At 74.3% G+C, this 22,892-nt stretch carries 17 protein-coding genes and 2 pseudogenes; 13 read left to right on the top strand and 6 right to left on the bottom strand.

All coding sequences use genetic code 11. From position 1 onward, the window contains the following. Positions 1 to 90: 90 nt before the first annotated feature. On the top strand, positions 91 to 1,176 hold the full coding sequence (locus tag ACGF4F_RS14555; protein ID WP_357446437.1) for an EamA family transporter: 1,086 nt from the start codon (positions 91 to 93) through the stop codon (positions 1,174 to 1,176). On the opposite strand, the gene ACGF4F_RS14560 is transcribed toward ACGF4F_RS14555, so the two are convergent. Beyond that, positions 1,079 to 1,534: a hypothetical protein gene (locus ACGF4F_RS14560; RefSeq protein WP_357446434.1), complete on the bottom strand. Its 456-nt coding sequence runs from the start codon at positions 1,532 to 1,534 to the stop codon at positions 1,079 to 1,081. The genes ACGF4F_RS14555 and ACGF4F_RS14560 overlap by 98 nt on opposite strands. A 415-nt stretch (positions 1,535 to 1,949) precedes the next feature. Here ACGF4F_RS14560 and ACGF4F_RS14565 point away from each other — a divergent pair. The 7 genes and pseudogenes from ACGF4F_RS14565 to valS all read left to right on the top strand — a co-directional run. Next, positions 1,950 to 2,972, top strand: a pseudogene (locus ACGF4F_RS14565) (bifunctional transcriptional activator/DNA repair enzyme AdaA); the annotation flags it as partial. Between the two features lie 96 nt (positions 2,973 to 3,068). Beyond that, positions 3,069 to 3,449 (top strand): annotated as a pseudogene (locus ACGF4F_RS14570) (DNA-3-methyladenine glycosylase family protein); the annotation flags it as partial. Next, positions 3,446 to 3,958, top strand: coding sequence for a methylated-DNA--[protein]-cysteine S-methyltransferase (locus tag ACGF4F_RS14575; RefSeq protein ID WP_393077701.1), 513 nt, complete (start codon positions 3,446 to 3,448; stop codon positions 3,956 to 3,958). The pseudogene ACGF4F_RS14570 and the gene ACGF4F_RS14575, both read left to right, overlap by 4 nt. 37 nt (positions 3,959 to 3,995) lie before the next feature. Then, positions 3,996 to 5,798 (top strand): ABC transporter ATP-binding protein, encoded by a 1,803-nt coding sequence (locus ACGF4F_RS14580; protein WP_393077704.1) that lies wholly within the window; start codon positions 3,996 to 3,998, stop codon positions 5,796 to 5,798. Next, positions 5,795 to 7,747, top strand: a complete 1,953-nt coding sequence (locus ACGF4F_RS14585) for an ABC transporter ATP-binding protein (protein ID WP_393077707.1) — start codon at positions 5,795 to 5,797, stop codon at positions 7,745 to 7,747. Before ACGF4F_RS14580 ends, ACGF4F_RS14585 begins: the two co-directional genes overlap by 4 nt. 147 nt (positions 7,748 to 7,894) lie before the next feature. Further along, positions 7,895 to 9,460 (top strand): trypsin-like serine protease, encoded by a 1,566-nt coding sequence (locus ACGF4F_RS14590; protein ID WP_357446422.1) that lies wholly within the window; start codon positions 7,895 to 7,897, stop codon positions 9,458 to 9,460. A gap of 258 nt (positions 9,461 to 9,718) precedes the next feature. After that, positions 9,719 to 12,334, top strand: a complete 2,616-nt coding sequence (gene valS, locus ACGF4F_RS14595) for a valine--tRNA ligase (RefSeq protein WP_357446419.1) — start codon at positions 9,719 to 9,721, stop codon at positions 12,332 to 12,334. A 146-nt stretch (positions 12,335 to 12,480) separates the two neighbouring features. Here the strand turns inward: valS and ACGF4F_RS14600 are convergent, their stop codons facing one another. The 4 genes from ACGF4F_RS14600 to ACGF4F_RS14615 are packed head-to-tail and all read right to left on the bottom strand — an operon-like array spanning position 12,481 to position 15,939. After that, positions 12,481 to 13,191: an ABC transporter permease gene (locus tag ACGF4F_RS14600; protein WP_393077711.1), complete on the bottom strand. Its 711-nt coding sequence runs from the start codon at positions 13,189 to 13,191 to the stop codon at positions 12,481 to 12,483. Positions 13,192 to 13,194: 3 nt separating this feature from the next. Next, positions 13,195 to 14,154 (bottom strand): ABC transporter ATP-binding protein, encoded by a 960-nt coding sequence (locus ACGF4F_RS14605; protein WP_393077714.1) that lies wholly within the window; start codon positions 14,152 to 14,154, stop codon positions 13,195 to 13,197. After that, positions 14,151 to 15,032 (bottom strand): ABC transporter permease, encoded by an 882-nt coding sequence (locus ACGF4F_RS14610; protein ID WP_393077716.1) that lies wholly within the window; start codon positions 15,030 to 15,032, stop codon positions 14,151 to 14,153. The genes ACGF4F_RS14605 and ACGF4F_RS14610 overlap by 4 nt, the downstream gene beginning before the upstream one ends. After that, positions 15,025 to 15,939, bottom strand: coding sequence for an ABC transporter ATP-binding protein (locus tag ACGF4F_RS14615; RefSeq protein WP_073834815.1), 915 nt, complete (start codon positions 15,937 to 15,939; stop codon positions 15,025 to 15,027). The genes ACGF4F_RS14610 and ACGF4F_RS14615 overlap by 8 nt, the downstream gene beginning before the upstream one ends. Positions 15,940 to 16,081: 142 nt before the next feature. On the opposite strand from ACGF4F_RS14615, the gene ACGF4F_RS14620 reads away from it, so the two are divergent. The 4 genes from ACGF4F_RS14620 (at position 16,082) to galT (ending at position 20,351) form a co-directional block, all read left to right on the top strand. After that, the gene (locus ACGF4F_RS14620) at positions 16,082 to 16,642 is read left to right on the top strand and encodes a DM13 domain-containing protein (protein ID WP_393077719.1); all 561 of its coding nucleotides are present in this window, start codon (positions 16,082 to 16,084) and stop codon (positions 16,640 to 16,642) included. Positions 16,643 to 16,754: 112 nt separating this feature from the next. Continuing rightward, entirely contained in the window at positions 16,755 to 18,284 is a 1,530-nt protein-coding gene (cysC, locus tag ACGF4F_RS14625; RefSeq protein WP_393077722.1) for an adenylyl-sulfate kinase, read from the top strand. 214 nt (positions 18,285 to 18,498) lie between these two features. Next, entirely contained in the window at positions 18,499 to 19,281 is a 783-nt protein-coding gene (locus tag ACGF4F_RS14630) for a DeoR/GlpR family DNA-binding transcription regulator (RefSeq protein WP_357446400.1), read from the top strand. Then, complete coding sequence (gene galT / locus ACGF4F_RS14635) at positions 19,278 to 20,351, top strand: galactose-1-phosphate uridylyltransferase (RefSeq protein ID WP_357446397.1); 1,074 nt, start codon at positions 19,278 to 19,280, stop codon at positions 20,349 to 20,351. Before ACGF4F_RS14630 ends, galT begins: the two co-directional genes overlap by 4 nt. Before the next feature lie 307 nt (positions 20,352 to 20,658). Here the strand turns inward: galT and ACGF4F_RS14640 are convergent, their stop codons facing one another. Next, positions 20,659 to 21,876: an NADP-dependent isocitrate dehydrogenase gene (locus ACGF4F_RS14640; protein ID WP_357446394.1), complete on the bottom strand. Its 1,218-nt coding sequence runs from the start codon at positions 21,874 to 21,876 to the stop codon at positions 20,659 to 20,661. A 133-nt stretch (positions 21,877 to 22,009) separates the two neighbouring features. On the opposite strand from ACGF4F_RS14640, the gene ACGF4F_RS14645 reads away from it, so the two are divergent. Continuing rightward, positions 22,010 to 22,882 (top strand): MBL fold metallo-hydrolase, encoded by an 873-nt coding sequence (locus ACGF4F_RS14645; protein WP_393077725.1) that lies wholly within the window; start codon positions 22,010 to 22,012, stop codon positions 22,880 to 22,882. Positions 22,883 to 22,892 lie beyond the last annotated feature (10 nt).

Raw genomic sequence — 22,892 nt, forward strand, 5'->3', positions numbered from 1 at the left:
AGGGATTGTGCCGCACCTCGCACTTCCTTCTTCACTCGGTACTGATTAGCTTAGCTCTAAGCTACTTAGCAGCGAGGGAAGAGGGTCGCCATGCACCGCCGCTGGACCGACGTCGCGCTCACCGCCGTCGCCCCGACCACGTGGGGCACCACCTACCTGGTCACCGCCGAGCTGCTGCCGGCCGAGCGGCCGCTCTGGTCCGGCGCGTACCGGGCCCTACCGGCCGGGCTGCTGCTGCTCGCCCTGACCCGCCACCGACCGCACGGCGACTGGTGGTGGCGGGCCGCCCTGCTCGGCGCGCTGAACATCGGCGCCTTCTTCCCGCTGCTCTTCGTCGCCGCGTACCGGCTGCCCGGGGGCACCGCAGCGGTGCTGGGCGCGACCCAGCCCCTGCTGGTCGTCGCGCTCACGGTGGCCGCCCTGGGCATGCGGCCCGGCCGGCCGGCGCTGCTCGCCGCGCTGGCCGCGCCGCTGGGCGTAGCACTGGTGGTGCTGCGGCCCGGCGCCGGCCTGGACCTGCTCGGCGTGGCGGCCGGGCTCGCCGGCACCGCCGCGATGGCCACCGGGCTGGTGCTCACCCGCCGCTGGGGGCGGCCCGCCGGCGTCGGCACCCTCACCGCGACGAGCTGGCAGCTGGTCGCCGGCGGCCTGCTGATCCTGCCGGTCGCCGCCGCCGTCGAGGGTGCGCCGCCCGCGCCGGACCGGCCGGCCCTCCTCGGGTACGCCTGGCTCGGGCTGGTCGGCACCGCCCTGGCGTACGCGCTCTGGTTCCGGGGCGCGGCGCGACTGCCCGTCACCCGGGTGTCGGTGCTGGGCGCGCTGAGCCCACTGACCGCCGCCGCCCTCGGCTGGCTGGTGCTCGGGCAGGCACTCAGCCCGCTCCAGCTGGTCGGCTTCGCGGTGGCGGTCGCCGCGATGGTGCTCGGTCAGCTGCCGGGCCGGCCCCGCCCGGGCGAACCGTCGGGCCGGCTCACGCCCGCCGCGCCGGGCTCCGGGTCCGCTGCGGGAACTGCCCCGCTCACGTCCCCGGCGGGGGCCGGCCGGCCCGCGTCCGCCGCGGAGGCGAGCCGGCCGGCGCTCAGCCGGCGAGCAGACGGGGCCAGTCCGGCGCCTCGCCGCCCCGATCCGGCAGCGCCCCGGGCGGCAACTCGGCCGCGGCGGCGAGCGGCAGCGTGAACCGATGGGCGGCGGCCGGGCCGGCCGCGTACGACTGGTCGAGCAGCCAGCGCACCTCGTCGACCGTCCAGCCCAGCCCGGCCCGGCCGGCGATCTCCCGGACCAGCCGCAGGCCCACCCGGGTGTCGTCGTCGTAGAAGCGCATGCACCAGTGGTGCGCCCACATGCCGAGCGCCCGCAGCCCCGCCCGGTCGAGCGAGCCGACGAGCCGGCCGCAGGCGGTCTCGGCGAAGGCCCGCCCCGGGTCGTCCGCCCGGTCCCGTTCGATCGCGCCGTACGCGGCCGGCGCCACCACCCGCATCCGGTCGTAGAAGCCCTGCACCACCGCGCGATCCACCCGAATCCGCCCCGACCGCATCAGCGGGCACCTCGCCCGGCCACGCTCGCCATCTCCCCGCACCCTCTTCTTGAGTTGGTTGGCGGGACCGTACCGACCACTACCGACACTTTCGGTGCCGAAAACCGTTGCCGCGTCAGGGATAGCTGGACTGAGCTGGGGCGTCTGTATCACTGACAGACAAGCGCGGGAGGGTGCGTGGACGAGGACGACCGAGCCCGGCTGGCCGCACAGCCCGAGGTCGGCTCGGTCGATCATGAGGTTGACGGCGAAGTGGATCTCCCGGACTGCCGCCAACCTCATGATCGACAGGGCAGGCAGGGAAGGGCGTGCCGGCGGGGGTCAGGCGGGTGGTGGGGAGGGGGCGGGGCGGGGAGTACGGCCGGGTCCGAATCCCGCCAGCCGGGGGCTGGACCTGCGAGGCAGGATCGATGGCGTGGAGTTGGACTTCGAACGGTGCTACCGGGCCGTCGACAGCCGTGACCAGCGCTTCGACGGCTGGTTCTACACCGGCGTGACGTCGACCGGGATCTACTGCCGGCCGTCCTGCCCGGCGATGACGCCGAAACGGCAGAACGTCCGTTTCTTCCCGTCCGCCGCCGCGGCGCAGGGCGCCGGCCTGCGGGCCTGCCGTCGCTGCCGCCCCGACGCCGCCCCCGGGTCACCGCAGTGGGACGTCCGGGCCGACGTGGTGGGGCGGGCGATGCGGCTGATCGCGGACGGGGTGGTCGACCGGGACGGCGTACCGGGGCTGGCCGCCCGGCTCGGCTACACCGAGCGGCACCTGCACCGGATGCTCCGCGCCGAACTCGGCGCCGGGCCGCTCGCGCTCGCCCGGGCGCAGCGCGCCCAGACCGCCCGGATCCTCATCGAGACCACCGGGCTCGGCCTGGCCGAGGTCGCGTTCGCCGCCGGCTTCGGCAGCGTCCGGCAGTTCAACGACACGGTCCGGGAGGTGTACGGGGCGACGCCGTCCGAGCTGCGGGTCAGCCGAGCGGGACGGCCGGCAGCGGGCGGGGCGGGCACGATCACGCTACGGCTGGCGTACCGTCCGCCGTTGCACGCGGCGGCGCTGCTGGACTTCCTCGCGCTGCGGGCGCTGCCCGGGGTGGAGGAGGTACGCGACGGGACGTACCACCGGGGGCTGCGGCTGCCGCACGGAGCCGGCACGGTCGCGCTGACCCCGGCCGACGGCCACGTGGGCGCGACGCTGCGCCTGGCCGACATGCGTGACCTGGCCCCGGCGGTGGCCCGCTGCCGCCGGCTGCTCGACCTGGACGCCGACCCGGTCGCGGTCGACGGCACCCTGGCCGAGGACCCCGCCCTCGCCCCGGCAGTCCGGACGGAACCGGGCGTCCGCCTCCCGCACGCCGTCGACGGCTTCGAGATGGCCGTCCGTGCCATCACCACCCAGCAGATCTCCCTCCAGTCCGCCCGCACCACCCTCACCCACCTCCTCGCCGCCGTGCGGCACGGCCGCGTTGATCAAGAAGTTTGCGTCGAGGAAACAGTCCCCGCTGGACGCGAACTTCTTGATCAACACGAACGGGGGGCGGGGCTGGGGGCGTTTCCGGGGGCGGAGGAGGTGCTCTCGGTGGGGGACGAGGGGTTTCGGATGCCGGGGGCGCGGCGGGAGACGATCCGGGCGGTGGCGCGGGCCGTGGCGGACGGGTCGCTGGACCTGGCGCCGGGCGGGGACCGGGAGGAAGCCGTACGGCGGCTGGTCGCCCTGCCCGGGATCGGCCCGTGGACGGCCGGCTACGTGGCGATGCGCGCCCTCGGCGACCCCGACGTCCTCCTCCCCACCGACCTGGGCGTACGCCGGGGCGCCGCCGCGCTCGGCCTGCCCGACGACCCGAAGAACCTCGACGCGTACGCCGACCACTGGCGCCCCTGGCGCTCGTACGCGGTGATCCGACTCTGGAGAGCAGCATGACCACACTGGACAGCACCGTCATCGACACCCCCGTCGGCCCACTGAGCGTCCTCACCGGACCCGACGGGGCGGTACGCGCGGCCGGGTTCACCGCCGAGCCCGCCGGCCTGGTCCCGCTGATGCACCCGAGCCTGCGCGGTGAGCTGCGGGAGCGCGCCGAACTGGGCCTGGTGACCACCGCCGTACGCGCCTATCTGGACGGTGACCTGACCGCGATCGACCCGGTCCCGGTGGCGCAGCACACCGACGGCATCTTCCTGGCGCACGCCTGGCAGGTGCTGCGCGACGTGAAGCCGGGCGAGCCGGTGACCTACACGGGATTCGCCGAGTTGGCCGGGCGGCCGGCCGCGGTCCGCGCCGCCGCGGCGGCCTGCGCCCGCAACGCGGCCGCCCTCTTCGTCCCCTGCCACCGGGTGCTGCGCACCGACGGCACGCTCGGCGGCTACCGCTGGGGGCTGGACGTGAAGAAGTGGCTTCTCGGGCATGAGGGACGGGTGACGGCTAGCTGACAGCGCTACCGTCGCACCCTGCCGCTACCGTCGCGTAGTGCCTGCGCACGGCGACGGCAACCCCTCGGCGCCTCACCCCCCGCTGCGCAACCTCTGGCGGCTGCGTCCCTACCTGCGGCCGTACGCGGCCGAGTTCGCCTGGCTGCTGCTCGCCGCCGTGGCCGCCACGGCGGCGAGCCTGGCCGTGCCACTGGTCGTGCAGCGGGTGGTGGACGGGCCGGTGGCCCGGCACGACCCGGCCGGGCTGTTCCGGCTCGGCGCCCTCGCCCTGCTGCTCGGCGTGGCCGAGGCGGTGCTGATCTTCATCCGGCGGTGGACCCAGTCGTCGTCCTCGGTCGGCATGGAGGCGGCGATCCGCGCCGACGTCTACGCCCACCTGCAACGGCTCCCGGCCGGCTGCCACGACCGCTGGCAGTCCGGCCAACTCCTCTGCCGGATCACCAGCGACCTGTCGGTGATCCGCCGGTTCCTCTCCTTCGGACTGCTCTTCCTGGTCCTCAACCTGGTCACCTACGCCGCCGTGGTGGTGCTGCTGATCCGGCTGCACCCGTGGCTCGGCCTGCTGGTGGCGACCAGCGCGGTGCCGCTGTTCCTGATCAGCCGCCGGTTCGCCCGGCACTACCACGCGGCGTCCCGGCGGATGCAGGACCAGCAGGGCGAGGTGGCCACGCTGGTCGAGGAGACCGCGCAGGGCCTGCGCACCATGCGGGCGTACGGGCGGGGGCCGGAGTTGGCCGCCCGGTTCGCCGGCGGCGCCCGGCGGCTGCACGACATCGGGATCGGCAAGGCGCGGCTGCTGGCGCGTACCGCGGCGCTGTTCGACCTGGTCCCCAACCTGACCCTCGGGGTGGTGCTGGTGGCCGGGGCGGCGGCCGCCGCCCGGGGCGTGCTCACCATCGGCGAACTGGTCGCCTTCGTCAGCCTCCAGCTCATGCTGGTCTGGCCGGTGCAGTCGCTCGGCTGGATCATCGCGAACGGGCAGGAGGCGGCGACCGCCGCCGACCGGGTCCAGGAGGTGCTGGACACCCCGCCGACCATCGTGGCCGCCCCGCACGCCCGGGCGCTGGATCGCGCCGACGTCCGCGGCCGGCTGCGCTTCGAGCGGGTGACCTTCCGCTACCCCGGTACGGCCGCGCCGGTGCTGCGCGAGGTCGACCTGACCGTCGAACCGGGCGAGACGCTGGCCCTGGTCGGGGCCACCGGCTGCGGCAAGAGCACGCTGCTGTCGCTGGTCCCCCGGTTGCACGACGTGACCGGCGGCCGGATCACCCTCGACGGGCACGACCTGCGGGACCTGCGGCTCGGCTCGCTGCGCCGGCTGGTCGGGATGGCGTTCGAGGAGCCGACCCTGTTCTCCATGTCGGTGTGGGAGAACCTCACCCTGGGCCGGCCGGACGCCGGCGAGGACGAGGTCCGGGCCGCGCTCGCGCTGGCCCAGGCGGAGTTCGCGTACGAGCTGCCGTGGGGGTTGGCCACCCGGGTCGGCGAGCAGGGGTTGTCCCTCTCCGGCGGGCAACGGCAACGGCTGGCGCTGGCCCGGGCGGTGCTCGGCCGACCCGCGCTGCTCGTCCTCGACGACCCGCTCTCCGCCCTCGACGTGCACACCGAGGCGCTGGTCGAGGCGGCGCTGCGCCGGGTCCTGCGGGACACCACCGCCCTGCTGGTGGTGCACCGCCCCTCCACGGTGGCGCTCGCCGACCGGGTCGCCCTGCTCGCCGGCGGGCGGATCGTCGCCGTCGGTACCCACTCCGAACTGCTGGCCGGCGTGCCGGCGTACCGGGCGGTGCTCTCCGCCGCGCCGGAGCGGCGGCCGGACGGCGTCGGCCTGGTGCACTCGTGAGCGGGGCGGACGGTCCGCTCCGCGTACCCCGGCCGCGCCGCGGTGGCGGTTCCGCCCCGCGCCGAGGTCGGGACGGCGGCCCCGCCCCGGGCCGGCCACGGGACGACGGCCTCGACCTGTCCCGGTGGCGCGGGCGGGCCACCGACCCGGACGCCGACCGCAGCCGCGCCGAGGTCGCCACCCCGGAGGCGGTGGCCCGGCTCCGGGCCCGCAGCCGGGCGCTGCTGCGCGGGCTGCTGCGCCCGCACCGGCGCCGGCTCGGCTGGGCCGTGGCGCTGCTGCTGCTCCAGAACGCCGCCACGATGGCCGGCCCGTACCTGGTGATGCTGGGCATCGACCGGGGCATCGGGCCGCTGCGGGCCGGCGACGCCGGCCCGCTGGTCGCCGTCGCCGCCGCCTTCGTCGTCGCCACCGGCACCGAGTACGCGGCCCGGCGCGGCTTCCTCACCCTCGCCGCTCGGATCGGCCAGGCCGTCCTGCTCGACCTCCGCCAGCGGGTGTACGGCCACTTCCTCCGCCTCGACGTCGGCTTCCACGAGCGCTACACCTCCGGCCGGATGGTGTCCCGGCTGACCAGCGACCTGGACTCGATCGCCGAACTGGTCGACGGCGGGATCGACAAGCTGGTGATGGCCGCGCTGTCGGTGCTGTCGGTGGCGGGCATCCTGCTCTGGCTGGACCTGCCGCTGGCCGCGGCCACCCTGCTCGCCTTTCCGTTCCTGTTCTGGCTGTCCCGCTGGTTCGCCCGCGCCTCCGCCGGGGCGTACCGGCGGACCCGGGAGGCGGTGGCGCTGGTCATCGTGCACTTCGTCGAGTCGCTACGCGGCATCCGGGCGGTGCAGGCGTACCGGCGGGAGCCGCGCAACCAGCGCATCTTCGCCGCGGTGAACGACGACTACCGGCAGGCCAGCCTGGACGCGTTCCGGCTGATCGCGGTCTACTCGCCGGGCATCCGGATGATCGGCAACCTGACCGTGGCGGTGGTGCTCGGCTACGGCGGCTGGCGGGTGCTGGGCGGCCGGACCGAGGTCGGCGTGCTCGCCGCGTTCCTGCTCTACCTGCGCCGGTTCTTCGAGCCGATGGAGGAGCTCAGCCAGTTCTACAACGCGTTGCAGTCGGCCACCGCCGCGCTGGAGAAGCTGGCCGGGGTGCTCGACGAGCGGCCGGCGGTGGCCGAGCCGGAGCGGCCGGTGCCACTGCCCGCCGGCGGCGGCCGGGGTGCCGTGGTCTTCCGGTCGGTCTCCTTCGGTTACCGGGCGGAGGCGCCGATCCTCGCCGGACTGGAGCTGGCCGTGCCGGCCGGACAGACGGTCGCGCTGATCGGGCCGACCGGCGCGGGCAAGTCCACCATCGCCAAGCTGGTCGCAAGGTTCCACGACCCGGACACGGGCGCGGTCAGCCTCGACGGGGTCGACCTGCGGGACCTGGTGGACGCCGAGCTGCGCCGGGCGGTCGTGCTGGTGACCCAGGAGAACCACCTGTTCAGCGGCTCGGTTGCGGAGAACATCCGGTTCGGCCGCCCGGACGCCGACGACGCGGCCGTGGAAGCCGCCGCCCGGGCCATCGGCGCGCACGACTTCATCGCCGCGCTCCCCGACGGGTACGCCACCGACGTGCACCGGCGCGGCGGCCGGCTCTCCGCCGGGCAGCGGCAGCTCGTCGCGTTCGCCCGCGCGTTCCTGGCCGATCCGCGGGTGCTGATCCTGGACGAGGCGACCTCGTCGCTGGACGTGCCGACCGAGCGCCTGGTGCAGCGGGCGCTCGGCAGCATCCTGCGGGACCGCACCGCGCTGGTGATCGCGCACCGGCTGTCCACGGTGGAGATCGCGGACCGGGTGCTGGTGCTCGACGGCGGACGGATCGTGGAGGACGGTCCCCCGGCCGAGTTGGCCGCCGCCGGCGGCCGGTACGCCGCCCTGCACCGCCAGTGGCGCGACTCGCTGATCTGACCCGCTCCCACACGGGGTCACGGGCGGCCGGCCCTGCCGATAGACTTCCGGACCGTCGATCGGCCGCATGCACCGGCCGCCGGGAGCGGCCCTGCCACGACAACCGTCACGCCGATCGGCTTCGCCGGACACGGGGAGGTTCACGGCGTGCGGATCCGCAGAAGTCTTGTCGTTGCCGGAGTGGCCATCGCCTGCACGGTCGGGGCGACCGGCGTGGTGCTGGCCCAGGGCGGCGACGCCGACCCGGCACCGGTGGCCGGCACGGCCGCCGCCCCGCCGAGTGCCGACGCCGCGACCGGCGAGCCGGCGCCGGGCGCCCAGGCCGGCATGGGCAGCCGGGCGACCGGCGGCGCCACCCGGGACGGGACCCCCGTGGCCACCGCCGCCCGACCGGCTCGCGCGGTGGCCGAGGCCGCCCCCGCGTCCGTCGCCTACCTGCGCGAGCGCTACCGCGTCTCCGCCACCGAGGCTGCCCGCCGACTCGCCCTGCAGGAGTTCTCCGCACCGCTCGCCGCGAAGCTGGCCGGCGACCACCCCGACACGTACGGCGGCATGTGGCTGGACCAGGCCGCCGGTGGCGTGCTCATGATCGGGGCCACCGACGCCGCCCCGGTGCGCGCGGCCGTCGCCGGCGCCCCGGACGCCGCGCACGTCCGGGTGGTCCAGGTACGCCACCCGCTGCGGCAGCTCACCGACGCGGCAGCCCGGCTCGCCGCCTCGCTCGGCCTGACCGCCGGCGAGGACGTCCTGGTCGACCAGGAGCGGAACGCGGTCGTGGTGCTCACCGGGGACGGGATCGCCGCCGACGACTCCCGGCTCGCCGGGGCGCTCGCCGGCGCCGGGGTGCCCGCGCAGGCCCGGCCCCGGCTGGCCGGCGCTGCCGTGCCGAAGGCGTGCGACCCGCGCTACTGCGCCCAGGCGCCGATGCGGGGCGGGATCCGGCTGGATGTGCCCCGCGACGACGGCACGGTCGGCGGCTGCACGACCGGCTTCAACGTCCGCTCCCGCAGCGGGAAGGCGTACCTCCTGACGGCCGGGCACTGCGTCGTCGGCGGGCGGCACACGCAGGTGGACCGGACCTGGCACCAGTTCCTCGGCCCGAAGATCCCGGTCTCGGTCGAGTCGACCGACCCGGTGCTGGCCGAGAACGCCTTCCCGTACGACTACGCGATCATGCCGTACCAGCCGGGGGCGCTGGACCGCTGGGCGTACCAGGGGGGCACGACGAGCACCCCCAGCCTGGTCAACTACTGGTGCGTGGCCGACAACCCGCGCTGCACGACCAGCCGGGACGTGGCGATCACCGGATACGTGGCGTACAGCGCCATCCAGGTCGGCTGGGTCGTCTGCGCGACCGGTTCGGCGTACACGCCGAAGTCCGGCGAGGTCTACGTCGACTCCGGGGCGGGCGCCGGCTACCTGCCGGGCACCCGGTGCGGCGAGATCACCGGCAAGGGCAGCGGCGGCATCGACGTGCGCATCTGCGCTCGGCCAGGGGACAGCGGCGGACCGCTCTTCACCGAGTCGGACGGCAAGGCGCTGGGCATCCTCTCCAACGGCGACCCGGGCCAGGGCCCCTGCAGCAACCCGAACGAGCACAACTCGTACGCACCGGTCTCCACCATCCTGGACCGGGCCAACGCGCGGCTCGGCGGTCGGCCCTACTTCCAGCTCGCCACCAGCGGCCCGCTGCTCGGCCCGATCGCCCGCTGACCGCCGGCGCCCGGCACCGCCAGCGGCGCTACTTGCCGTGGGCTACCCACCAGGCCTGGCCGGTCTCGGGCAGGGTGTCGATCGCTGAGCTGACCGGCTGGCCGCCCGCTCAGCCCGGGGGCGAGGTCTCCTCCGCATCCAGGTCCGCCGGGCCGTCCGTCGCGGTCGGCGGCGGCCGGGCCGCTGCCGACCGCGACGGACGGTGTGGCGAGGGCATAACTCGTGGCTGGAAGGTCACCGGCTGCCTACGATCGGCTGATGACGGATACGGCGAGGACGGGCCGCGCCGGCGTCCCCGAGCGTCCGACCCTGGACGGCATCGAGGAGACCTGGGCGCGCCGCTGGCAGGAGGAGGGCACGTACGCGTTCGACCGCTCGAAAGCGGCTGTCCGGGGTCGCGGCGCGGCGTCAGACGCGCCGAGCCCGGATGGTCGTAGCTCGGACGTGTACGCGATCGACACCCCGCCGCCGACCGTATCCGGCGAACTGCACATGGGACACGTCTTCTCCTACACGCACACCGACACCGTGGCCCGGTTCCAGCGGATGCGCGGCCGGACGGTCTTCTACCCGATGGGCTGGGACGACAACGGCCTGCCCACCGAGCGGCGGGTGCAGAACGTGTACGGGGTGCGCTGCGACCCGGCCCTGCCGTACGACCCGGAGTGGCAGCCGCCGGCCACGCCGGTGAGCGAGGCGGCCCGCAAGGACCCGGCCCCGATCTCCCGGCGCAACTTCATCGAGCTGTGCGAGCAGCTCACCGCGGCGGACGAGCAGGCCTTCGAGGCGCTGTGGCGGCGACTCGGGCTGTCGGTGGACTGGTCGCTGACCTACACCACGATCGGGCGGGTGGCCCGGGCGACCAGCCAGCGGGCGTTCCTGCGCAACCTGGCCCGGGGCGAGGCGTACCAGGCGGAGGCGCCGACGCTCTGGGACGTCGGGTTCGCCACCGCCGTGGCCCAGGCCGAGCTGGAGGACCGGGAGCGGCCCGGCGCGTACCACCGGCTGCGCTTCCACGGCCCGGGCGGGCGCGAGGTGCTGATCGACACCACCCGGCCGGAGCTGCTGCCGGCCTGCGTGGCGCTGGTCTGCCACCCGGACGACGAGCGGTACGCGGACCTGGTCGGCGCGTCGGTGCGTACCCCGGTCTTCGGGGTCGAGGTGCCGGTGCGCGCGCACCCGCTGGCGGACCCGGCCAAGGGCACGGGCATCGCGATGGTCTGCACGTTCGGCGACCTGACCGACGTGACCTGGTGGCGGGAGCTGCAGCTCGACACCCGGGTGGTGATCGGCCGGGACGGGCGGCTGCTGCCCGAGCCGCCGGTCGGGGTGCCGGCGGAGCCCTACGCGGCGCTGGCCGGGCAGACCGTCAACGGCGCCCGGCGCACCGTGGTGCAACTGCTGGCCGACGCGGGTGACCTGGTGGGCGAGCCGCGCCCGATCACCCACCCGGTGAAGTTCTACGAGCGGGGCGACCGGCCACTGGAGATCGTCTCCACCCGGCAGTGGTACCTGCGCAACGGCGGGCGCGACCCGGAGCTGCGCGACGAGCTGCTGGCCCGCGGCCGGGAACTGCGCTGGGTGCCGGAGCACATGCGGCACCGCTACGAGCACTGGGTGGGCGGCCTGACCGGAGACTGGCTGGTCAGTCGGCAGCGTTTCTTCGGCGTGCCGGTGCCGGTGTGGTACCGGCTCGACGACGCTGGCGAGCCGGACTGGTCCCACCCTCTCACACCGGACGAGTCGATGCTCCCGGTCGACCCGTCCGGCGAGCCGCCACCCGGCTACGAGGAGGCGCAGCGCGGGCTGCCGGGCGGCTTCGTCGGCGATCCGGACGTGCTGGACACCTGGGCCACCTCGTCGCTGACCCCGCAGATCGTCGGTGGTTGGGAGACCGACCCGGGCCTGTTCCGCCGGGTCTTCCCGATGGACCTGCGGCCGCAGGGGCAGGAGATCATCCGGACCTGGCTCTTCGCCACCGCGGTCCGGTCCCACCTGGAGCACGGCGTGCTGCCGTGGCGCGACGCGGTGCTCTCCGGCTGGATCCTCGACCCGGACCACAAGAAGATGTCCAAGTCCAAGGGAAACGTGGTCACCCCGATGGACCTGCTGGTGCAGCACGGCTCCGACGCGGTGCGATACTGGGCCGCCAGCGGCAAGCCGGGGATGGACCTGGCCTTCGACCCGGCGCAGATCAAGGTCGGGCGGCGGCTCGCCACCAAGCTGCTCAACGCGTCCCGGTTCGCGCTCGGGCTGGGTGCCGCCGACGCGTTGCGCGCGCCGGCGACCGAGCCGTTGGACACCGCCATGCTCGCCGAACTGTCCGGCGTGGTCGCCGCCGCGACCGCCGCCTTCGACGGGTACGACCACACCGCCGCGCTGATGGCGACGGAGGCGTTCTTCTGGCGGTTCTGCGACGACTACATCGAACTGGTGAAGGAGCGCGCCTACGGCTCCGGGCCGGGGGCGGACTCGGCGCGGGCCGCGCTGGCCACCGCGCTCTCGGTGCAGTTGCGGCTGTTCGCCCCGGTGCTGCCCTTCGTCACCGAGGAGGTCTGGTCCTGGTGGCGGTACGGCTCGGTGCACCGCGCGCCGTGGCCCACGACCTACGAGGTGGGTCGAGCCACCCAGGGACCGGGTGACCCGCAGCTGCTGCGGCTGGCCGCGGACGCGCTGGGCCAGGTGCGCCGGGCCAAGTCGGAACGGAAGCTGTCGATGAAGGCGGATGTGCCGCTGGCCGAGGTGCTCGGCCCGGCCGCCCAGCTCGACCAGCTCACCCTGATCGCCGACGACCTCCGGGCGGCGGGCCGGATCGCCAAGCTCGACCTGCTCCCCGACCGCACCCCCGAACTCGTCGTCGCCTGCGCCTTCTGATCCCCGCCCTGCCCCCTGCCCGCGCTCGCCGACGGCGGGCGGCCAGCGGGGAGCGTGGGCGGGGCGGGAGACAGGTCCGCCCGCCGAGGGTTGGCCTCGGCGGGCGGACGGCGCCGCCCCGGGGAGGGTGGGGCGGCGGTGCGCGGTCAGCTCGTCTCGCCGGCCACGCTGAACGAGCGGAGGCGGTCGATGGCCAGGATGGTGGAGCCGATCGCCACCAGGGCGGTCAGCACCGCGGCCACCGGCACGGAGACGGTGGTGCCGAGCAGTTCGGTCGGGGCGATCCGGTCGGCGATGGCGATCACCCACTGCTGGATGGAGAGCACCTTGGTGCCGTCCACGAACCGGCCGAGCAGCCCCTCCCAGATCAGCACGTAGACCAGCCCGAGCAGCACCGGCCGCCGGGTCAGCAGGCTGAGCACCAGGAACAGCGCCGAGTACGCCAGCGCGCCCAGCGCCGACGCGGCGGCCAGCCCCAGGCCGAGGCGTGCCGAATCGGCGAGCACGCCCGCGACGTAGAGCGGGACGGCGACGGTGGCCGCGCTGACCCCGGTCGCCACCGCGAGCTTGGGCAGCACGATCTGCCAGCGCGGCAGCGGCTTGGTGAGGATGTGCACCACCGTGCCGTCGTCGATCTCGGCACCGAGCACCCCGGTGCCGACGATCAGCGCGACCACCGGCAGCACCACGGCCAGCCCGAGCCCGACCAGCACCGGCGGCCCCCACTGGCCCGGGTCGACCCCGAGCGAACGGGAGACGATCGCGAGCACCAGCAGCAGCGCGGGCAGCGGGAGCAGCAGCAGGAACCGGCGCCGGCCGAACAGCCCGCGCGCGGTGATCCAGGAAACGGTCGACATGAGTCAGCTCCCCACCAGGTAGGAGAAGACGCTCTCCAGCGATTCGTCCTCGGGCGTCAGGGACCGGACCCGGATGCCCCGGGTCAGCGCGATCTTCGGCAGTGCCCGGGTGAAGGCGCCGTAGTCGCCGGCCCGGACCGTGAGCCCGTCCCGGCCCAGCTCCACCCCGGTGACCGACGACTCGGCGATCAGCGCGACCGCGAAGGCCCGGTCGTCCGTCGAGCGGACCGCGAAGACGTGCGGCCGGTTGGTCATCAGCCGCCGGATGGTCCGGTAGTCGCCGGAGGCGGCCAGGCGGCCGGCCACCATCACCTGGACGGTGCCGGAGACCTGCTCGACCTCCTCCAGGATGTGTGAGCTGAACAGGATGGTCCGGCCGGCGTCGCCGAGGCGGTGCAGCAGGGCCATCATGTGCAGCCGCTGCCGCGGGTCCATCCCGTTGAACGGCTCGTCGAGCAGCAGCACCTGCGGGTCGTGGACCAGCGCGGCGGCCACCCGGGTGCGCTGCCGCATGCCCTTGGAGTAGGTGCCGATCCGCCGGTCCTGCGCGTCCGCCATCTCGACCAGGTCGATGGCCCGGCGGGCCGCGGCCGCCGGGTCGGGCAGCCGGTGCAGCTTGGCGCTGGCCAGCACGAACTCGTACGCGGAGAGGAAGGCGTGCACCGCCTCCCGCTCGCTGACCAGGCCCAGCCGCCGGTAGACGCCCGGATTGCGCCAGGTCGGCTCCCCGTCGAGGGTGACCGCGCCCCGGGACGGGGCGAGGAAGCCGGCCATCATGTGCAGCAGGGTGGTCTTCCCGGCGCCGTTCGGCCCGAGCAGCCCGGTCACCCCGGGCCCGAGCCGCATGGTGATGTCGTTGACCGCCACCACGTTGCCGTACCAGCGGGAGACCCCGGCCAGGTCGAGAGTGGACGCGGGCGTGGTCGGCGCCGCCGCCTGGGTGCCAGCGCTGATCGTGGTCATCGGGCGGCCACCTTCCGGTATCGCAGCAGGAGCAGGGCGACGCAGCCGGCCACCAGCAGCACGGCGGCGGCGACATAGACCGGCCCGAAGCCGCCGATCATCTGGTCCGCCGCCGCGCCGGGCGCCAGCAGGTCGCCGAGGGCGTAGCGGCCGACGGCGTGAACCAGGGCGGTGGGCGAGCCGAGCATGGCCAGCTCGTTGACCGTCCGGGATGGCATGATCGAGAGGATGCCGACGATCGGGGCGGTCATCAGGAACACCGCCACGATGCCGCCGGCCGCGAACGCCCGCTTGCCGGTGAGCGAGGCGATGAGCAGCCCGATCGAGGCGAAGACCACCGCCCAGAGCGCCGCGTAGAGCAGGCCGGGCAGCAGGTCGAGCAGCTCGTCCCAGACCCCGTGCATGCCGTTGTTGGTGGTGAACGCGGCGCCGAGGAACATCACCAGCTGCGGCGCGCCGAGCAGCAGCCAGAGCGCGCTGACCAGCGCGCCGAGCTTGGCCAGCGCGTAGTCGCCGCGGGGCAGCGGCCGGGAGAAGTAGAGCGGCAGCACGCCGCTGAGCAGGTCGCGGGAGACCAGCTCCGGGCCGACCACCGCGACGAAGAAGATGACCAGCCAGCTCATCGCGTCGGCGAACTGGGCGTACGTCATGACGGTCTGCCCGGTCTGGGTGCGCACCGCGGTCAGCCCGGCGGCGACCACCACCACTATGCCGACCACCAGCCACGGGAAGATCTTCGCCTTGGCGGACCGGCCGAGGCCGAACGCGGTCCGTAGGCCGTGCAGGTAGAGCGCGCCGAAGACGTGCCGGCGGCCCAGCCGCGGACCGGTGTAGCGCTGGTAGCCGATGTCGTGGATGACGCCGGTCGGCTCAGACATGGCTGGGCTCCCTCGTGGCGAAGAGTTCGGCCACCCGGTGCCGCCGCTGGTCCAGCCGGTGCAGCGGCAGGTCCAGCTCGGCGACCGCGCCGAGGATCAGGTCGTAGGTGGCGTCGTCGGCGAGCGGGACGAGCAGCAGCCGCCCCTCCCGGGACACCGGCAGCTGGAGCGCGGCGAGCCGGGCGGCCAACTCCTCCGTGCCCTCGCTGACCTCGACGGCGAGCACGTCGGTGGCGGAGGTCATCGCGGCCACCCGGTCGGCGCGCAGCAGCCGCCCGCCGTCGATGGCGACGAGGGTGTCGCAGATCCGCTCGACCTCGCCGAGCAGGTGCGAGCAGACCACCACGGAGATGCCGAACTCGGTGCCGATCCGGTGGATCAGGGCGAGCATGGCGTCCCGGCCGGCCGGGTCGAGGCCGTTGGTGGGCTCGTCGAGCAGGAGCAGGTCGGGGTCGTGCACCAGGGCCTGGGCGAGCTTCACCCGCTGCTTCATGCCGGTGGAGTAGCCACCGACGGCCCGGTGGCGCTCCTCGTGCAGGCCGACGTGGCGCAGCGCCTCGGAGGCCCGCTCCCGGGCGACCGTCCGCGGCAGGCCGCTGATCCGACCCAGGTGGGTGACCAGTTCGGCGGCGGACAGGTCGGGCGGGAGGGCGTCGTGTTCGGGCATGTAGCCGACCCGGGCGCGGACCGCGGCCGGGTCGGTGGTGGGGTCGAGGCCGAGCACGGAGACCCGACCGCTGGTCGGGGCGAGCAGGCCCAGCAGGATCTTGATCAGGGTGGACTTGCCGGCGCCATTGGCACCGACCAGCCCGATGATCCCCGGCTCCACCGACACCGTGAGGTCGGCCAGCGCGGTGACCCGACCTCCGTACGTCTTGGTCAGCGACTCGGTCGCGAGCAGTGTCACGACGACCAGCGTAAGAAGTCGACGCCGCCCCGGGTATCGGGAAACGCTCGGGGATGCCCCTGATTCCGCCCGTACGGTCGGTAAGGGTTTCGTAAGCGCGGCGACCGGTGACCGCGGGCGCCGGGCGCGGAAGACTCGGCACATGCCGAGCCGACTGCTTCGCACCCCGCTGACCTGGGTCGTGGTCGCCGTCCTCGCGGCCGGCGCCGCCGCCGGCCTGTACTGGTTCCAGCCCTGGGCGCTGGTCACCGACACCGAGGTGCACGAACGGCTCACCGCGGTCGAGGAGATCACCCCGGCCCCGACCGCGTCCACCGCGAGTCCCGCCACCGCCGCCCGGGCGGCGCCGACCCTGGTGAGCCGGGGCGAGTTCGTCAGCCATGAGCACGACACCCGGGGCAGTGCCCGGATCGTCCGGACCACCGGGGATCGGTACCGGCTGGAACTGGCCGGGCTGGACACCTCGAACGGTCCGGATCTTCAGGTCTGGCTGACCGACCAGCCGGTTCGTACCGGGCCGTCCGGGTGGCGCGTCTTCGACGACGGGCGCCACGTCGCGCTCGGCCCGCTCAAGGGAAATCGGGGAGACCAGGCGTACGAGATCCCCGCCGGAACCGATCTCACCGGGCTGACCAGCGTCGCCATCTGGTGCCAGCGCTTCGCCGTGTCATTCGGCGCGGCCCCGCTCACCCCCGCCGGCTGAGCCGATCGACGACCGCCGCGCCAACGGGCGGTGGCCGGGAGGTGGAGTGGCGCTCTCGACCGATCGCCGGTGGGCTGAGAAACTGTGTGCCGGCCGGTGAGTTGGGGGTTCGATGAGCAACGGGTGGGTGCTGCCCGAGGACGTGTTGCGGGACGCGCCGGCGTACGCGCCTCGCCCCGGTGAGCTGGCCGATCTGGAGTTGCTGCTGACCGGGGCGTACGCCCCGCTGACCGGCTTCATGGCCCGCGCCGACCTGGCCTCGCTGAGCCGGCGCGGTCGACTCGCCGACGGCACGCCGTGGCCGGTGCCGGTGACCCTCCAGGTGCCAGCGGCGCTCGCCGACGGGCTGGAGCTGGACGACCCGTTGCGCCGAGCGCTGGTGCTAACCGACGGTGAGGGTGCCCCGGTGGCGGCGATGGACGTGACCGACGTCTGGCCGGTCCGCGACGGCATGGCGGGCGTGGGTGGTGCGGTGCGCCGGCTGGGCGACGGCGGTCACGGGCCGTTCCAGCGGCTGCGGCGCAGCCCCGACGAGGTCCGCGGGCTGCTGCCGCCGGGGCGGGTGCTCGGCGTCTTCGCCGACCGTCCGCTGCACCGGCCGCAGCTCGCGCAGATCGCGCACGCCGCCCGCACCCTGGCCGCGCACCTGCTGGTGATGATCCCGGTGGGTGAGGCGGCGACCGGCGGGCTGCCGTCCGAGGCGCTGGTGCGCAGCGTGTTCGCCGCCCGGGACCGGATGCCCCCGGCCACCCTGCTGGCGGTGCCACTGGTGCGGCGGCGCGACGAGATCAGCGACGCCCTGCTCCGGGCCCGGGTCGCCGCCGCGTACGGGGTGACCCACCTGCTCTCCACCGAGGGGATGCTCTCCGGGGCCGGGCTGCGCGTGCTCGTGCCCCGGGAACTGGCGTACGACAACCGGGACGGGCAGTGGCGCTGGCGGGAGGACATCCCGCCGCGCAACCGGCGGCTGGCGCTCAGCCAGGAGGAGATCGACGACCTGCTGGACCGGGGCTTCCCGCTGCCCGAGTGGCACACCCCGCCGGCGGTGGCCAAGGAGCTGTCGCGGGCCCGTCCGGCGCGCCGGCACCGGGGCCTGGTGATCTTCCTCACCGGCCTCTCCGGCTCCGGGAAGTCGACCATCGCCCGGGGCCTGGCCGACCTGTTGCGCGAGGGCGGCGACCGGAGCATCACGTTGCTCGACGGGGACGTGGTGCGCCGGGAGCTCTCCGCCGGGCTGGGCTTCACCAAGGCCGACCGGGACGCCAACGTCCGGCGGATCGGCTGGGTGGCCGCCGAGATCGCCCGGCACCGGGGGGTCGGCATCTGCTGCCCGATCGCCCCGTACGCGGCCGCCCGGGCCACCGCCCGGGAGATGGCGCAGGCGGCCGGGGCCGGCTTCCTGCTCGTCCACGTCGCGACCCCGCTGGAGGTCTGCGAGCAGCGCGACCGCAAGGGCCTGTACGCCCGCGCCCGGGCCGGCCTGATCACCGGGATGACCGGCATCGACGACGCGTACGAGGAGCCCACCGATGCCGACCTGGTGGTGGACACCACGGACCTGACGGTCGAGGAGGCGGTCCAGCGGGTGATGGAGCACCTGACCGAGACCGGCTGGGTGGAACCCCGTCTCCAGCCGGCCTGACCCGGGCCTTCGCCCCTGCCCGACCCCGGCCCGACGCGCCGGCACGGCTACGGGCCGAGCAGTTCGTGCTGCCGCCGTCCGGTCGCCCGAGCGGCGGCGGCCGGCGACCGCGCACCCCTTTCTTCCGCTGTTTCCACCTGCGCGCTAGTGTTCATTCTTGTTGGAACACGTTCGACCACGTGAGCACGGGGTCGGGAGGCGGAGGTGAGGTCGGGTGCTGGCACGGCAGCGGCAGGCGGCCATCCTGGAACGGGTCCGTGCCGCCGGAGGCGTACGCGTGACCGAGCTGGCCGGCGAGTTCGGCGTCTCCGACATGACCATCCGACGCGACCTGGAGACGCTGCACGAGCAGGGCCTGTTGGCCAAGGTGCACGGCGGGGCGACCCTCGCCGGCTCGACCGACGAGCCGGGCTTCCGGGCCAAGTCGGTCCGCCAGTCGGCGGAGAAGGCGGCGATCGCCGCCCGCGCCGCGAAGCTGGTCCGGCCCGGCGCCGCGGTCGCCCTCTCCGCCGGTACGACCACCGCCGAGCTGGCCCGCCGCCTGGTCGACGTGCCCGGGCTGACCGTGGTGACCAACTCGCTGCCGGTGGCCGAGATCCTGCACGTCGCCGGCCGGCCGGACCAGACCGTGGTGCTCACCGGCGGGGTGCGTACCCCCTCCGACGCGCTGGTCGGCCCGCTGGCCGTGGCGGCGCTCGGGGCGCTCCACCTGGACCTGCTCTTCCTCGGCGTGCACGGGATCAGCGAGCGGGCCGGGTTCACCACGCCCAACCTGATGGAGGCGGACACCGACCGGGCGCTGGTGGCTGCCGCCGACCGGCTGGTGGTGCTCGCCGACCACACCAAGTGGGGCACGGTCGGCATCTCCTCGATCGTCGGGCTGGACGCCGCCGACGTGCTGGTCACCGACGAACGGCTGGCGCCGGAGGCGCGCCGGGTACTCGAGGAACGGGTCGGCGAACTGCTGATCGTCCGCGGCACGGAAGGGACGAAGTGAAGCGTACGCGGATCGAGCTGGCCGACGGCCGCGAGCTGATCTACTTCGACGACCGGGACGACGCGGTCCGGGACCAGCCGGACCGGCGGGACCTGCCCCCGCCGCCGCAGGCGTCGCAGCTCCGGTACGACCCGCTGACCGACGAGTGGGTGGCGGTGGCGGTGCACCGGCAGACCCGCACCTTCCTTCCCCCGGCCGACCAGTGCCCGCTCTGCCCGTCCCGCGGCGACCGGCTCAGCGAGATCCCCGCCCCCGACTACGACGTGGCGGTCTTCGAGAACCGGTTCCCGTCGCTGAGCCAGCGGGTCGCCGCAGAGCCCGCCGAGATCACCCCGTTCACCCCGGTACGGCCCGGGCACGGCCGGTGCGAGGTGGTCTGCTTCACCGACGACCACCACGCCTCGTTCGCCAGTCTCTCGCCCCGCCGGGTGCGGACCGTGCTCGACGCGCTCGCCGACCGGACCACCGCCCTCGGCGAGCTGCCCGGCGTGGCGCAGGTCTTCCCGTTCGAGAACCGGGGCGTGGAGATCGGCGTGACCCTGCACCACCCGCACGGGCAGATCTACGCGTACCCCTTCGTGACGCCCCGGACCCGCGCCATGCTCGCCGCCGCCCGCCGGCACGCCGAGCGCACCGGCGGCAACCTGTACGCGGACGTGCTCGCCGCGGAACGCGCCGCCGGGGACCGGGTGGTGGCGCGCAACGCGCACTGGACGGCGTACGTGCCGGCGGCCGCCCGCTGGCCGTTCGAGGTGCACCTGGCCCCGCACCGGCCGGTGCCGGACATCCCCGCGCTGGACGACGCCGAGCGGGACGCGTTCGGTCCGCTCTACCTGGACGTGCTGCGCCGCTTCGACGGGCTGTTCGACGTGCCGATGCCGTACATCGCGGCCTGGCACCAGGCCCCGCTGCACGTCGACCGCGAGCTGGGGCACCTGCACCTGCAGCTGTTCAGCATCCGGCGGGCCGGGGACAAGCTGAAGTATCTGGCCGGCTCGGAGTCGGCGATGGGCGTCTTCATCAACGACATCGCCCCGGAGCGGGCCGCCGAGCTGCTGCGGGCGGCCTGAAAGGAAGGGTCCCTGGGTGGCGACGGCCGCGTGCCGACACTCGGGGCGGAGCGGGTGCCACAACAGGGCGCGGGGGGCCCGGGACAGGGCCCCCCGCAAGGGAAGGGACGGCTGGCTGTGCGCGACAGCCGGGAAGGCTGGCTGATCGGCACTCTGCCGCGAGGCGACCGCAGTCAACCTTCCTGGATGGGACTGGCATCCCGTCCACCCAGCTCAACGAGGCGCGCCACCGCTTGGTGACGCCGGCACGCGACGACGGAGCCCGCCGGCGGGTGCCGGCGGGCTCGATCGGTGACGGGTACGGGAATCAGGCGGCGAGCTTGCGGGCCAGGTTCTCGTCGAGCGCGTTCATGAACTCGTCGGTGGTCAGCCACGGGGCGTCCCGCGAGATGAGCAGCGCCAGGTCCTTGGTCATCTGGCCACCCTCGACGGTGTCGACGATGACCTGCTCCAGGGTGTTGGCGAACTCGGTGACCGCCGGGGTGCCGTCCAGCTTGCCCCGGTGGGCCAGGCCCCGGGTCCAGGCGTAGATCGACGCGATCGGGTTGGTCGAGGTCTTCTCGCCCTTCTGCCACTGCCGGTAGTGCCGGGTGACGGTGCCGTGCGCGGCCTCGGCCTCGACGGTGCGGCCGTCCGGGGTCATCAGCACGGAGGTCATCAGGCCGAGCGAGCCGAAGCCCTGGGCCACGGTGTCGGACTGCACGTCACCGTCGTAGTTCTTGCAGGCCCAGACGAAGCCGCCCTCCCACTTGAGCGCGGCGGCGACCATGTCGTCGATCAGCCGGTGCTCGTAGCTGATGCCGGCCTTCTCGAACTCCGCCTTGAACTCGTTCTCGAACACCTCGGCGAAGATGTCCTTGAACCGGCCGTCGTACGCCTTGAGGATGGTGTTCTTGGTGGACAGGTAGACCGGGTAGCCGCGGTCCAGGCCGTAGCGCATCGAGGCGCGGGCGAAGTCCCGGATCGACTCGTCGAAGTTGTACATGCCCATGGCGACGCCGCCGCCGGGGAACTTGGCGACCTCCATCTCCATCGGCGCGCCGCCGTCGGCCGGGGTGTAGGTGATGGTCACCGTGCCCGGGCCGGGGACGACGAAGTCGGTGGCCTTGTACTGGTCGCCGTGCGCGTGCCGGCCGATGATGATCGGCTTGGTCCAGCCCGGGACGAGCCGCGGCACGTTCGACATGATGATCGGCTCACGGAAGACGACGCCGCCGAGGATGTTGCGGATGGTGCCGTTCGGCGACCGCCACATCTTCTTCAGCCCGAACTCCGCCACCCGAGCCTCGTCCGGCGTGATGGTGGCGCACTTGACGCCGACGCCGTGCTCCTTGATCGCGTTGGCGGCGTCGACGGTGACCTGGTCGTCGGTCTCGTCGCGGTACTGGATCGACAGGTCGTAGTAGTGCAGGTCGACGTCGAGGTACGGCAGGATCAGCTGCTCCCGGATCTGCTTCCAGATGATCCGGGTCATCTCGTCGCCGTCGATTTCCACGACCGGGTTGTTTACCTTGATCTTCGCCATCGGCCGGCGCTCCTCTCGGGGGACACGTGCTCAAGCAGTACGAGCGTACTGGAAACTGACCGGGGCTTCTCAGCCGGCCTCACCCGATGAAATCGGGGTCACCCGGGACGGGTCGGGATGGCATCCTTCCCGGATGCCGCTGACGCACACGATCGGGTCTATCACGGTCACCGCACTGGTCGACGGGGCGGGGCCGTTCTTCCAGCCCCGCGAGGAGGCTTTCCCGGACGCCACCGCGGACCAGTGGCGCGCGGCCGACCGCCGGGACCCGGACACGGTCACCCCGGACGGCCGCTGGTGGCTGCCGTTCCGGTGCTTCGCCCTGCGTGCCGGGGACGGGCCGGTCACCCTGGTCGACGCCGGGATCGGCCCGGCCGACTCCCTGGCCGCGAGCTGGGCGCCGGTCCCGGGCCGGCTGCCGGCGGAACTGGCCGTCGCCGGCATCGACCCGGCGGACGTCCGGACCGTGGTGCTCACCCACCTGCACAGCGACCACGTCGGCTGGGCGGTGCTCGGCACGCCGTACTTCCGCAACGCGGACTACCTGCTGCAACAGGCCGAGCTGGCGGCGCTGGACCGGTTCCACCCCGAGTTGCCGGCCCGACTCCTGGGGCCGTTGCGCGCCGCCGGCCAGCTCCGGCTGGTCGACGGCGACACCGACCTCACCCCCGGGGTACGCGTGCTGAGCACGCCCGGGCACACCCCGGGCCACCAGTCGGTGCTGGTCGACTCGGGCGACGAGCGCCTGCTGGTCACCGGCGACCTGCTGGTGCACACCGTGCAGCTGGTCGACCCCACCCTGGCGTACGCCCACGAGGAGAACCCCACGGCGGCACGCGGGGTCCGTACGGCTCTGCTACGCGAACTGGCCGGGCACGGCCGGGCGGTGCTGGCGACGCCGCACCTGGGCGCGCCGTTCACCCAGGTGGCGGGCCCCCGGGGGAACGGGCGACCCCGGATGAGCCCCCCCCCCCCCGGGGGTGGAACCACACCCCCACCAGGATGATAAACCCCGG

This window comes from Micromonospora sp. NPDC047740, assembly GCF_043204735.1.
In the GTDB taxonomy this organism is placed as follows: Bacteria; Actinomycetota; Actinomycetes; order Mycobacteriales; family Micromonosporaceae; genus Micromonospora.